The organism is Lactiplantibacillus xiangfangensis (genome assembly GCF_001438845.1).
Lineage (GTDB): Bacteria > Bacillota > Bacilli > Lactobacillales > Lactobacillaceae > Lactiplantibacillus > Lactiplantibacillus xiangfangensis.
This window is the reverse complement of sequence record NZ_JQCL01000007.1, coordinates 25337-37709: the sequence shown is the minus strand read 5'-3', so window position 1 is coordinate 37709 and position 12373 is coordinate 25337. Positions and strand designations below refer to the sequence as shown.

Sequence of the window (12373 nt, the reverse complement as noted above, 5' to 3'; positions counted from 1 at the left end):
GAGACAGATTTAACTTTATAATATTTCATCTGTCAACTTGACAGGGACTAGTGCAGATGACCGTTTTTTTTACTGTTATTTTCAACTAGGGGTTACTGGATTTCGATTCGCCCGGCATCATCACTAACCTTTTTAGGTAAGGTCACGGTCAATAAACCGTCTTGATAATGGGCTTGAATCTGGTCCTTGATAATACCTTGAATACGGAATTGTCGCGTCAGCGTATTCGCTGTCCGTTCGCGGTGAACAATGCGTTCATCGTCGTTACGGGCCGCTTCTTCGTGCGACTGGTTTGCGCTAATGGTTAACACGTTATCGTGGTATTTTACCGTAATGGCATCCTTATCAAAACCGGGTAATTCAGCCGTAACGGTATAATCATCATCGTGAGCCACAACGTCCGTCCGCATCACCAACCGAGCATTCAAGGCGTTTTCAACCTCATCATGAGCTCGTTTTAAAATTTTCACTGGTAACAAATTGCGGATCTGACGTTCAAGATCGTATTGGCGCATGTTAACCCCTCCGTATCAATAATTTAATAAGCCTTCTGATGAATGGCTTCTGCAAGTAATTGTAAGGCATGGTCCCGCGTTCCGACCTGATCCATATCAAAGATGATCGAATCAATGTCGCCGCCCTTAAAATCAAATTGTTCAAAGTAGATGTATGGGTCTTCGCCATCAACCTTTAAAAAGGCGTCAGAAATCTTCTTATTGAAGCCTTCTGCCCAGTCTTCATCATCCATTTGGTTAAAGTCAGCACGGGTCACGTAACCATGGTCACGAATTAAATCCATCGCTTTTTTGACATCACTATCTTGATAAACCAATTTCTTCGAATCCTCATGAATCTTAGTTTTCGTTTCTACTGGCATCACAAAAGATCTCCCTTTACTTGGTATACTCTTAGTTTAGCACCATTAACGGTAAACGTTAAACATCTTTCATCGATTGCAAAATATCTCAACTATCCTTATAATATTAGCTACTTCGCGTTATACTTAAAGTATCTATTAAATGAAATGAGGAATGATTCTTTGGACTCAATGGACAATGGCCAGATAATTTCTAATTTAGTCATTATTGTCATCACATTTTGTGTTGCCGCCTTCTTTGTGGCCTGTGAATTTGCGCTGGTTCAGACGCGCCCTAGTGCCTTAGAAGAAGAACAAAAGAAGCGCGATAAACCTTCTAAGCGGATTGCAACCTCCCTCCACATGGTCCACAACTTAAATGAATACCTGTCAACGACCCAAGTTGGGGTTTCCTTAGCTGGGATCATCTTAGGGTGGATTGGTGAACAAACTACGGAACACTTTGTCCTGCAGCTGCTCGCCCTCTTCAACCTTTCAATCGCCACTTCCGTTTTACGGGCAATTAGTATTATTCTTGGGGTTTTCATCCTAACTTACTTAGAAGTGGTGTTAACGGAAATCGTACCGAAAAATATTGCGATTGATATGCCACTAAAAGTTATGGCTGTCATCACCACACCATTGCGGTGGTTCCACGTTATCTTTTACCCATTCGTCTGGTTATTAAACGTTTCCTCCTCCGGTGTTGTTAAAATGTTGGGAATTCCGGTTGCCAATGAAGACAACGATGTCTACTCACAAGCTGAAATTCTCAACCTTTCCAGGAATGCCGTTTCTGGCGGTGAATTGGAACGTGACGATTACCTCTATATGGAACGGGCGTTTGAATTTAATGACAAGATTGCTAAGGATATTATGATTGACCGGACACAACTGGTTGTGATTGATATCAATGACACAGTTAAACAGGCAATTCGAGTGTACTTGCAAAAGCGTTTCAGTCGTCTTCCTGTTGTCGCCAATAATGATAAGGATAAGATTTTAGGTTACGTTTATAACTATGACTTGATTCGTCAGGGCGAAGTTGACGACGATATTCGGGTTAACAAGGTTTTACGTAACATCATCACGATTCCTGAAACGACGCCAATTCAAGCCATCTTACAAAAGATGATCGACAAACAGACGCCAATCGTCGTCGTTGTTGATGAATACGGTGGGACTAGTGGGATTGTTACTGATAAAGATATCTATGAAGAATTATTCGGGACGGTCAACGATGAAATTGACAACGTTTCGAATGAATACATTGATAAACAAGCCAATGGGACTTACCGGATCAGTGGTAAGATGACCATTTACGATTTTGAACGGTACTTCAAAACTGACTTACAAGAATTTGAGGACTCCGACGTGGTGACCTTAACTGGTTACATTTTGGATAACTTCCCTAAGATTCAAGCTGGCGATACCATTCAAATCGGTGACTTTAACTTTAAGGCGTTAGACTTTGAAAATGCCTACATCAATTGGTTCGAAGTCAGTGAAAAGCAATCAACCGTTGCAGCAAGTTCTGACGATGATGATCATCAAGATAAACAGTAATCCTTTAGGCGTTTGAGATAACCATCTCAGGCGTCTTTTTGATTATCAAAAAAACGAAGCCTTCAATCGACATCATCAATTGTTAGAAGCGTTTACAGTTAATCATCGAAGTTGTTTGCAAATCAACTACCCACAGCGTAAACTGAGGATAAATGTTTAACAGAAATGAGGAACTGGCCGTGAGTGAATCAACAATCAATATTATTTTTATTTCAATTGAAGGTAATACCCGCTCATTCGTAACGGGTATGCAAGATTACGCCAAGACTCAGCACGCTGCTGACGAAAGTAATCCCTTAATCACCCTCAAGGAAATCAGTGAACAATCAGAATTTGAAATTGAAACGAAACCCTACTTCGCATTCGTCCCAACTTATTTAGACGGTGGTAACGGTATCGATAACGGGGTCAAAGAATTGATGACCAACGTTTTGGGCGAATACCTTAATTACGACCAAAACCCCGACCTTTGTTTAGGCGTGGTTGGTAGTGGTAACCGTAACTTTAACGATCAGTATTGCTTAACCGCCCGCCGTTACGCAGAACAGTTAGATACTGATTTCATTGCCGACTATGAATTACGGGGAACTTCCGTTGATACTGAACGGATTTACAACGTCATGAAGGAACGGCTCGCTGCTTACACGAAATAAAATCTAATTAAAAATACCACCCAGAAATAAACCACATTTCTGAGTGGTATTTTTAATTTTAGGGTCGAAACGTGAGAAAAAAATCAATTTACGCCGCTTAACCCTACACTTTATTTTACCCGTTCAATAGCTTCTCCCGCTTTGCACGCAGCAAGACTAACGCCAAGGTACCAAGCATTAGGACGGTAACGGTCATAAACAGGACAGAATAATTGAACTGGGCCACCATCATCCCACCAAATAGTGGGCCAATCGCGCGCCCAAGCGACAGCGCCATGTTATAGCGGCCCTGATACTTACCACGCTGGTCGTTAGCAGCCATATCATCGACCCAGGCCGGCGCAATCGGTAACCCGATGACTTCCCCAATGGTTAAAACGACCATAATAATAATGAAATCGATGTATTGCCGAGCAAAAACTAACCCAAGAAACGACAGGGCGAACAGCGTAATCCCAACACCAACTTGGGTGCCAATCTTGAAGTGTTCGTTAAATAACGAAACGATTGGCTGACTGACAATGATCAGCAACCCATTGATGGTCCAGACTTCGCTGTAATTTTTAAACGGAATCCCGAGATTCGTCATATGCACGGATAGGAGACTCTCCCATAAGGCATAGCTCATATAAATTGTAAAAATCATCAGTGCAATTAGCCAAATCAATTGCCGGTGGCTTTTTGGCGTCGTATCTTTGCCCCGCACGGTTTGCTTTGACTCATGGCTCATCGTCGTTGGTGCCACGTTGAAAGTGCTTAAAACAATCGTGATCAACCCTAGGTAGCAAACGGTTGTCACAGTGAAAATGACGCTGATGCCTAAATCTAATAAGTAGCCAACGAGTAACGTTCCAATAACGACCCCTACGTTTAAGGCCATGTAGAGCATGTTAAAAACGTAACGGTTAGACTTAGTCGTGACGGTTGCCGCGTAAGAGTTAACGACGGTCATACTGATGCCATCCCCGAACCCAACAATAATTAGCCCCGCAGCGTACGGCCACAAACTGTGCCAAAAGATCAACGTTGCTAAGGTCAAGGTCGAAATCGTCGCCCCTAGAATTGCTGTCCAATAAGGTCGCCAGCGATCAAATAGCCGGCCCCCGACGTAGTTACCGCCAATCATCGCCATTGACATGATAAACAGGACAACCCCCGAAAAGGTCAAGCTCTGCTTCAAATAATTATGCATGTAAACTGTTGTTAACGGCCACATGAATGCGGCCCCCGCATTATTGAGTAGGTTGGCCAAAAACAGCCAACGCAACTGTACTTCTTTTTGCATCCATATCACCAAGCTTTTCTATTATTTCCAATCGTTATTAGTCAATCGGCTCACTGATCAAGATCAGCCGTCCTAACGACGACCATGCGCATCCGTTCCTCATTCAGCGCCACCATAGCTTGCTACCAACATCTAATATGTACAATCGGTTTCAATTATCACGGTCAACTTACAGTATACGCCCACGCACAGCTTTCGCCTATCCTGGCGACCGGTCATTCTGCTTGAATATAACACCCTTAATTTTTTAAAAATAGCCTAGCTATTAAGTCATAAAAAATTGTTTTTCAAATCTTCGTTTTTTAAACCGGAATGTCGACTAGTGCCCCCGATGATTGTTATAATAAGTTTATGTACTTGGTTAATTTAAAAAACGAGGTGACAGTATGTCGACAAACAGCTTTGGCTTAGCAGCCGGCTTTTTAGTCATTTTAATCATCTGGATCTATCAACGCATTCGCATGCCCAAAATGCGTTCACTAGCAGGATACATGTCCCGCCGTGCCATCAAGAACGAAGAGACTTGGCGATTTGCCCAACAGTTTTACTCCATGTTTGGCATTGAAATCTTCACCATTCTTTTCGTCGGCGCCGTTGCGGGCGGACTACTGAACATCGCGTGGTTACAAAGTTTTAATGTCCAAGCAATCGCCTTAGGTCTGGGATTAATTATTCAAAATGTGGCTACCGAACGAGAACTCCGTCATGCGTTTCCAAATGACGCCACTCACTAGGTCAACTAAGTTAGCCTTAACAATGCTTTATAATTGACCGAGGATGCTAATTGCTTAATATTAGTAATGGTAGCTTTTACATTTAACTTCAACTAAGCGTCACTTTATAAATAATATTTTAGTAAAGAAGGTACATTGATGAGTAAAGAAAAAATTGCCTTATTCACCATTTTTGGTGGTACTGGTGACTTGGCCCAACGGAAGCTTTACCCTTCCCTATTCAAACTTTATCAGAAGGGCTATTTGCAGGAACATTTCGCCGTAATCGGTACGGCTCGGCGGCCATGGACTAATGAACACTATCATGGTGTCATTACCGATTCCTTGGCTAGCCTCAACGCAGATCCTGCAATGGTTGCTAAGTTTGCAGACCACTTTTATTACCAGTCACATGATGTGACCGACGCTCAACATTACATCACATTAAAGAAGCTATCCGAAAAATTGGATGCGCAATACGGTCTCGAAGGAAACCGGATCTTTTATTTGGCAATGGCCCCTAACTTCTTTGGCACCATTGCCCAACACTTACGTTCTGAAAATATCTTAACCCCCAATGGCTTTAACCGGGTCATCATCGAAAAACCATTTGGTCACGACTTTGAAAGCGCTAAAGAATTGAATGATCAATTGACAGCCACTTTCAACGAAGACCAAATTTATCGAATCGACCACTACTTAGGTAAGGAAATGATTCAAAATATTTCAGCCATTCGTTTTGGCAATAATATCTGGGAATCACTATGGAACAACCGTTACATTTCCAATATTCAGGTCACTTTAAGTGAAAAGTTGGGCGTTGAGGAACGGGCCGTTTACTATGATAATAGTGGCGCCCTCCGTGACATGGTTCAAAATCACATCTTACAAATTTTGAGCCTCTTAACGATGGATCAACCCGTTGAATTTACTGAAAAAGATATCGACGTGGAAAAGGTCAAAGCTTTACGAAGCTTACGGCCACTCAAACCAGAAGAAGTCGCCACTAACTTTGTCCGTGGTCAGTACGGTGCTGACGGTGACGTTCAGGCTTACCGGAATGAAGACAAAATCAACCCAGATTCCAATACGGATTCCTTTGTCGCCGGTAAAATCATGATCGACAACTTCCGCTGGTCAGGTGTGCCATTCTACGTTCGGACCGGGAAGCGTTTAGCTGATAAATTCACCCGAATCGACGTGGTCTTCAAACGCCCCATCGTCAATATCTTCAACCATGACGATGTCCGTGCCAATGACGACGCTGACGCCCATTTGGCTCCCAACGTTTTAACGATCAACGTTGAACCTACTGAAGGTGTTGAGCTTCAAATGAACGCCAAAAACGTTGGCCAAGGGTTCGCAACGACCCCCGTTAAGTTGAACTTCGCACACGATTCTGCAGCTACGGCTAACAGTCCTGAAGCTTACGAACGCCTATTACACGATGCATTGAATGGTGACGCAACTAACTTTACTCATTGGAAAGAAGTTGCCTACTCTTGGAAGTTTGTCGACGTTATCCAGAAATACTGGGATGAACATACCCCAGACTTCCCTAACTACCGGCCTGGTTCCATGGGGCCAACCGCATCTGACGAGTTACTCGCAAAAGACGGTCACGAATGGGTCTACAAATCCTAACGTTACCGAAATAACAAAGATGATTAAGCCATTACCAATTAGGCTGACTCAAAAATCCTCTGAATGAAAAATTTCATTCAGAGGATTTTTTTGTTTTCCTATCAAATCAGAAACAGGGTCATTGATTAACATCACAAACCTGAACTAGCTGTTTGAGACCGACCTCAAGGGTTTCCAGATTGAGGCCAGCAAATCCGAGTAAGTAATAATCATGACTAGGCATCCCCGCCCAATTTGAATCTAACGGGTAAATTCGAACATCCCGTTCGGCTAATTGTTGTAACAAAGCCGTCTGGTCAATATTAGGGATACGAACGACCATGTGGATTCCCGCCCCCGTTGCAATGGGTTGAATGCTGGTTGTTCGTGCCAATTGGTCACAAACTAACCGGTACTTTTGCCGGTTGATTGCGCGACTACGACTCAGGTGCCGATAATACGCCCCGTTTTCAAAGTAGTTCACCATCGCCTGTTGCAGTAATCCGGCTACCATCCCCGAACGGTACTGGTATAAGTAGTGGTACGCCGCCACCAAGTGCTCGGGCAAGACTAAGTAACCCATGCGTAGTGTTGGGTCGATGCCACGCGAGAACGTTCCCAAGTACGCCACCCGATCATCGGTGTCCAACGATTGCAGCGCTGGTAACGGGTGCGCGTTGTACCGGTATTCGCTATCGTAATCATCTTCAATAATCAACCGCTGATGATCCACGGCCCATTTCAGCAAGGCTAGCCGGCTGGAAATCGGTAGAACGTAACCCAACGGAAACTGGTGTGATGGCGTCGTGTAGATGACGTCGGGCGCAACCTGCGCGACCGTCTCCAAATCCAGGCCCTGATCAGTTACGGGCATCGCCGTTGTGGTGTGCCCATAACTAGCCGCTAGCCTAGTAAGGCCCCGGTAGCCCGGATTTTCGATGCCAACCGTTCCGCGTGGTAACACACTGAGTAACAGACTGAGTCCGGCTTTAGACCCATTCGTTATCACGATTTGATCAGCCGTGCAGTGGACACCCCGGCTTGTTTTTAAATAAGTCACTAAGTGTTCACGCAACGCTAACGACCCCTGTGCATCGGGATATAACGTCGTCGGTCCCTGTTCTAACTGACGTAACGCTTCTCTGACAGCCTTTTTCCAAGCATTCCAGCTCGGTTTTAATAACTGGCTGATACCATAACGAAAATCATATCGACAAGGACTAGCAGGAGCGGACTGTTGGCGTGGACGATTCTTTGTCACGGATTTAGGCCAATGTTGAATATCATTATAAAAATAACCGCTTCCCGGAACCGTATATACGTAACCTTCAGCTAATAACTGCTCATAAGCCTGTTCGACCGTTGTTTTAGAGACACCCAAGTTTTGGGCCATCTTACGAATCGACCACAACCGTTGATGGGCCGACCGTTGGGGATCATAGTCATCGCGTAATTGGTGATATAACTGTAAATATAGTGGAATTGGTGATTGACGATCAAGTGGCATGCCTCAACTGTCCTTTCATTTTTATTAAAATTGTCTATTTCCAGTATGACAGTTTTCTCTTATTATAGTCGGTAATCATTACGAGAGGAAGTTCATCTTATGGACACTAATCAAATCATTCAACAAATTCAAGTTTCTGGCATTCGGCGCTTCGATGAAGCCATTTCAGACGTGCCTAACGTGATTAAACTGACCGTCGGCGAACCGGACCTTCCGACACCGGAACATGTCAAAAAAGCTGGGATTCAAGCAATCCGTGATGATTGGACCCACTACTCACCGCTAATGGGATTTAGTGCCTTACAGCGTGCCGCTAGTCAATACTTCCACCAGAAGTACGGCTTAAACTACGCCCCTAGCGAAATCATCGCCACGGTTGGTGCCACCGAAGCGGTCGCCACCAGTTTGCTCACCATTTTGAATCCAGGAGACAGCGTGCTACTCCCGACGCCCGCCTATACTAGTTACGAACCAATCGTTCAAATGGCGCACGCAAACTTGATTCCCATTGATACGACTAATACGGGCTACAAATTAACCCCGGCAGCACTCCAACAAGTTATTCAAAACCATGCGGGTAAACCCTTAAAAGCTTTAATTTTAAACTATCCCACCAATCCGACTGGCGTGACTTATACCCAAGCGAAATTAACCGCCCTGCTAGCCGTAATTAAGCGGGCCAACTTGTACGTCATTAGCGATGAAATCTACAGCGAGCTCACGTATGAACAGCCCCACATTGCCTTCGGGACGCTCTATCCCGAGAAGACTATTACAATCAACGGACTATCCAAGTCACACGCCATGACCGGCTGGCGGCTCGGTTTTATCATGGCGCCTCAAGCCTTAATCAATGAAATGAAGAAAACGCACCAATACCTCGTCACCTCGACCAGTTCCATCAGTCAGGCGGCCGGGATTGAGGCCCTTACCCACGGCTTGGACGACGGTGTGAAAATGCGTGCCATTTATCAAGAACGCCGCGACTACTTAGTCAAGCGCCTCAGCGAGATTGGCATCAACTACGTCTACCCGACCGGCGCCTTTTACATTTTTGCACAGGTTCCTACCGACTTTGATGGTAACAGTTGGCAATTTGCAACGCGCTTAGCGCAGAAAGCACAGATTGCGGTCATTCCCGGATCGTCCTTCGGTGCATCCGGCGAAGGTTGGTTTCGAATTAGCTACGCTGCCAGCCAATCAGCCTTACGCGAAAGTATGAATCGTTTGGCACTATGGCGCGCTCAAAACCAGGAGAAAAAATAAATCATGACATTAAAAAATGCACACCTCATTACCGCAATGGTCACCCCATTCAACGACCAGCTCCAGGTCGACAACGACCGGTTAGCAGCCCTGATCGAACACTTGCTAGCACATCACACTGAGGGCATTCTCGTTGGTGGCACAACTGGCGAAGGACCGACACTAAGTCTAACTGAAAAGCTCGCACTGTATGAAAAAACCGCTGCACTCGTTAACGGCCGCGTCCCGGTAATTGCAAATACCGGTTCCAATAATACCGCCGCAACCATTCAGTTCACCGAGGCAGTCAGTCAAATCAAGGGCATCGATGCAGCGTTAGTCGTCGTCCCACCGTATAACAAACCCGATCAAGCCGGGATGATTGCCCACTTTACCGCCATTGCGAATCAAGGGAAGCTCCCAATTATTATTTATAACATTCCCGGACGGACTGTCGTTAAAATGAATGTGACGACCGTTCTGGAACTAGCTCAAAATCCGAATATTATCGGGATCAAACAGTGTGGCGATGATACCGAATTAGCGGCCATTATTGACCAAGCGCCAAGCGATTTCTACGTTTACACCGGTGAAGACGCCCAAACCTTAACCGCCCGAGTTTTAGGGGGGCACGGCGTGATTTCCGTTGCGAGTCACCTTTTTGGCGACCAGCTATTTTCCATGGACACGGCCCTTCAATCTGGGGACTGGCAAACGGCGGGAACAATTCAGCGCCAGTTAATACCTAAGATGGCGGCCCTATTCAGTGCCCCGTCGCCCGCACCAACCAAAGCCGCTTTAAACGCCGAGCACGTCCTAGTCGGTTCACCGCGGTTACCCATCCTGCCGTTAACGACGGACCAGCAAGCCACTTTGATGACCAAATTAAGCTTTTAACTAGCAAAATAATTATCGTTTTAAATTTAAAAACTTCTGGTAGTTTATTGACCGGAAGTTTTTTTGCATCTTGTTTTGATAGTCATTACACTTCTAACTCCCGAAGCGTACCCTGATTGTGGTATGATGATTAAATAAATTAATTAATTTTACATCAAAGTACGGGAACGTTATCAGAAAGATTTTTAGGAATCATCACCGATTAAACTCCCCGTTAAAATAAATATTTTCATTGCTATTAAAGGAGTTTTTTACCGTGTTTTGGTTACCCATTACGTTATCGTTGATTTTAATTGCGGTTCAGCTTGTCTTTCGACGGGCATTCGCAATTTCATTTGATATGACAATCTTATTCAACACGCTCGAAGATACGATGTGGCGTGACGCCCCCAGTGAAATTCGGACTGTCATTCGTCGCTGCACCCGGGACCTTCAGCGCTTAAACTTGCTTTCACTCACTAGTTGCGTCGGTTTAATGATCTTAATCTTCGCAATTATTACGAGCTACCATGCTGACCCGTACCAGTCCTCGATCATCATTATTATTTGTGCCATCGATACGTACGGCTATTTCTTTTTATTCCGACGGCTTTTCGTTAAATTTTATGCACGGCATCAGTACCCACACTTAAAATCAGCCATCCATTACTTACTGACATTTACGCGTTAAAAAAAGTTCCTTCAGAAAAACTTCTGAAAGGAACTTTTTTATCACGCACTTAATTAATCATTATTTTTGATTGACCGCATCACTAATTGGCGTCGAGCCATTGATGATTGCGATAGTTTTACCAATCGTTGCGGGAGCGTTTAACGCTTGTACGGTAAAGGTCGCAACGTCATCACGGGTGATTTCACCACCGACTTGCGGGTTAACGGTAACCTTGCCAGTGCCGGCATCATTAACGAGCGTCCCTGGTTGTAAGATGGTGTAATCCAAGCGTGTACGTGTTTTGAGCCATTCGTCGGCATAGTACTTGGCAACGTAGTATGGCTGTAAGGCGCGTGGCCAGCGTGACCGGTCCGGTGTAAATTCCGCACTGATAATAACATACCGCTTAACGTGTGCAATTTCTGCAGCCTGCATCGACTTGACCGCACCATCTAGATCAATCATCAACGTCATATCATACCCCGTTTGACCGCCAGAACCCGCAGCAAACACGACGGCATCCATGCCTTGGAACGCTAGTGCTAAGTCTTCTGGTTGCGCCATTAAGTTGAATTGAACTGGTTCTGCACCAGCGTCTTCAAAAGCTTCGGCCTGTTCTGGTTGCCGAATTCCTGCAAAGACCTGGTCACCTTCTGCAACTAATTTGGAGACGATTTTCTTACCAATTTGGCCATGTGCACCAATGACAAAGATTTTCATAACGGTCACTCCTATGTTTTAATAATTCCTATTATAAACAGAAATTGAGCAAAACCCCACGATTCTGTTTTAACTTCTGGACAGGTTGCCCTATAATATTAACTATTAATTTAAGAGAGTAAGTGATGTTCATGACAAAATACGTCCGTTTAGCAACTAGTCAAGACCGGGACGCAATGATGAAAATTATCGACGAAGGCAAGCAATCCCTTGCCGCCGATCAAATTCCACAGTGGCAAGACGGTTATCCTCAAGCAAGTGACCTGCAAAAAGACATCGATGCACAAAATGCTTGGCTACTAATTGTGGATGGCCAGGTCGCGGGAACCGCGACCCTGCTCACCCATCCCGACCCGAACTACGCACGCATTTACGATGGCAGCTGGTCAGCGGCTAGTGACGACCATTACACTTCAATTCACCGCATTGCCATTGCGAGTGGCTACCATGGCCAACATTTAGCCGATTTTTATTTCAGCAATTTAATGACGCTCAGTTACCAACTCGGATTTAAGCAGCTGCGCATCGACACTCACGCCAAAAACGCACGGATGCAACACGTCATCAAAAAAGCCGGGTTTACGTATCGCGGCATCGTCTATATGGCTAATGATGCCACTGATCAACGAAACGCTTATCAGATTACCCTTTCCTAG

13 protein-coding genes are annotated in these 12373 nt (G+C 44.9%); 8 read left to right on the top strand and 5 right to left on the bottom strand.

Annotated features, from left to right (window positions below):
* Positions 1 to 92: 92 nt before the first annotated feature.
* Both IV64_RS00655 and IV64_RS00650 read right to left on the bottom strand, forming a co-directional pair.
* Positions 93 to 515, bottom strand: a complete 423-nt coding sequence (locus IV64_RS00655; RefSeq protein ID WP_057705233.1) for an Hsp20/alpha crystallin family protein — start codon at positions 513 to 515, stop codon at positions 93 to 95.
* A 23-nt stretch (positions 516 to 538) separates the two neighbouring features.
* Positions 539 to 880 carry a hypothetical protein gene (locus IV64_RS00650; RefSeq protein WP_083491520.1) on the bottom strand — a complete coding sequence of 114 codons (342 nt, stop codon included), beginning with the start codon at positions 878 to 880 and terminating at the stop codon, positions 539 to 541.
* Between the two features lie 168 nt (positions 881 to 1048).
* Between IV64_RS00650 and IV64_RS00645 the strand changes: the two genes are divergently transcribed.
* The gene (locus IV64_RS00645; protein ID WP_057705235.1) at positions 1049 to 2422 is read left to right on the top strand and encodes a hemolysin family protein; all 1374 of its coding nucleotides are present in this window, start codon (positions 1049 to 1051) and stop codon (positions 2420 to 2422) included.
* A gap of 179 nt (positions 2423 to 2601) precedes the next feature.
* On the top strand, positions 2602 to 3075 hold the full coding sequence (nrdI, locus tag IV64_RS00640) for a class Ib ribonucleoside-diphosphate reductase assembly flavoprotein NrdI (RefSeq protein ID WP_083491519.1): 474 nt from the start codon (positions 2602 to 2604) through the stop codon (positions 3073 to 3075).
* A 115-nt stretch (positions 3076 to 3190) separates the two neighbouring features.
* On the opposite strand, the gene IV64_RS00635 is transcribed toward nrdI, so the two are convergent.
* Positions 3191 to 4360 (bottom strand): MDR family MFS transporter, encoded by a 1170-nt coding sequence (locus tag IV64_RS00635; RefSeq protein ID WP_057705230.1) that lies wholly within the window; start codon positions 4358 to 4360, stop codon positions 3191 to 3193.
* A 386-nt stretch (positions 4361 to 4746) separates the two neighbouring features.
* On the opposite strand from IV64_RS00635, the gene IV64_RS00630 reads away from it, so the two are divergent.
* The gene (locus tag IV64_RS00630) at positions 4747 to 5094 is read left to right on the top strand and encodes an SdpI family protein (protein WP_057705229.1); all 348 of its coding nucleotides are present in this window, start codon (positions 4747 to 4749) and stop codon (positions 5092 to 5094) included.
* A 138-nt stretch (positions 5095 to 5232) separates the two neighbouring features.
* Entirely contained in the window at positions 5233 to 6717 is a 1485-nt protein-coding gene (zwf, locus tag IV64_RS00625; protein WP_057705228.1) for a glucose-6-phosphate dehydrogenase, read from the top strand.
* Positions 6718 to 6835: 118 nt separating this feature from the next.
* Here zwf and pdxR read toward each other — a convergent pair whose 3' ends face one another.
* Positions 6836 to 8203, bottom strand: coding sequence for a MocR-like pyridoxine biosynthesis transcription factor PdxR (gene pdxR, locus IV64_RS00620; protein WP_057705227.1), 1368 nt, complete (start codon positions 8201 to 8203; stop codon positions 6836 to 6838).
* 99 nt (positions 8204 to 8302) lie between these two features.
* On the opposite strand from pdxR, the gene IV64_RS00615 reads away from it, so the two are divergent.
* The 3 genes from IV64_RS00615 to IV64_RS00605 all read left to right on the top strand — a co-directional run bounded on the left by IV64_RS00615 (position 8303) and on the right by IV64_RS00605 (position 11015).
* Positions 8303 to 9469 (top strand): aminotransferase class I/II-fold pyridoxal phosphate-dependent enzyme, encoded by a 1167-nt coding sequence (locus IV64_RS00615; RefSeq protein WP_057705226.1) that lies wholly within the window; start codon positions 8303 to 8305, stop codon positions 9467 to 9469.
* Between the two features lie 3 nt (positions 9470 to 9472).
* Positions 9473 to 10345, top strand: coding sequence for a 4-hydroxy-tetrahydrodipicolinate synthase (dapA, locus tag IV64_RS00610; protein WP_057705225.1), 873 nt, complete (start codon positions 9473 to 9475; stop codon positions 10343 to 10345).
* 256 nt (positions 10346 to 10601) lie between these two features.
* Positions 10602 to 11015 (top strand): hypothetical protein, encoded by a 414-nt coding sequence (locus IV64_RS00605; RefSeq protein ID WP_057705224.1) that lies wholly within the window; start codon positions 10602 to 10604, stop codon positions 11013 to 11015.
* 60 nt (positions 11016 to 11075) lie between these two features.
* On the opposite strand, the gene IV64_RS00600 is transcribed toward IV64_RS00605, so the two are convergent.
* Entirely contained in the window at positions 11076 to 11717 is a 642-nt protein-coding gene (locus tag IV64_RS00600) for an SDR family oxidoreductase (protein WP_057705223.1), read from the bottom strand.
* Positions 11718 to 11848: 131 nt separating this feature from the next.
* On the opposite strand from IV64_RS00600, the gene IV64_RS00595 reads away from it, so the two are divergent.
* Positions 11849 to 12373: a GNAT family N-acetyltransferase gene (locus tag IV64_RS00595; RefSeq protein ID WP_083491522.1), complete on the top strand. Its 525-nt coding sequence runs from the start codon at positions 11849 to 11851 to the stop codon at positions 12371 to 12373.

What these genes read in the sequence shown, in the direction of transcription:
- IV64_RS00615 (WP_057705226.1), top strand. Translation starts at nt 8,303, where the DNA reads ATGGACACTAATCAAATCATTCAACAAATTCAAGTTTCTGGCATTCGG.
- IV64_RS00630 (WP_057705229.1), top strand. Translation starts at nt 4,747, where the DNA reads ATGTCGACAAACAGCTTTGGCTTAGCAGCCGGCTTTTTAGTCATTTTA.
- IV64_RS00635 (WP_057705230.1), bottom strand. Translation starts at nt 4,360, where the DNA reads ATGCAAAAAGAAGTACAGTTGCGTTGGCTGTTTTTGGCCAACCTACTC.
- IV64_RS00645 (WP_057705235.1), top strand. Translation starts at nt 1,049, where the DNA reads ATGGACAATGGCCAGATAATTTCTAATTTAGTCATTATTGTCATCACA.
- dapA (WP_057705225.1), top strand. Translation starts at nt 9,473, where the DNA reads ATGACATTAAAAAATGCACACCTCATTACCGCAATGGTCACCCCATTC.
- pdxR (WP_057705227.1), bottom strand. Translation starts at nt 8,203, where the DNA reads ATGCCACTTGATCGTCAATCACCAATTCCACTATATTTACAGTTATAT.
- IV64_RS00655 (WP_057705233.1), bottom strand. Translation starts at nt 515, where the DNA reads ATGCGCCAATACGATCTTGAACGTCAGATCCGCAATTTGTTACCAGTG.
- IV64_RS00595 (WP_083491522.1), top strand. Translation starts at nt 11,849, where the DNA reads ATGACAAAATACGTCCGTTTAGCAACTAGTCAAGACCGGGACGCAATG.
- IV64_RS00600 (WP_057705223.1), bottom strand. Translation starts at nt 11,717, where the DNA reads ATGAAAATCTTTGTCATTGGTGCACATGGCCAAATTGGTAAGAAAATC.
- zwf (WP_057705228.1), top strand. Translation starts at nt 5,233, where the DNA reads ATGAGTAAAGAAAAAATTGCCTTATTCACCATTTTTGGTGGTACTGGT.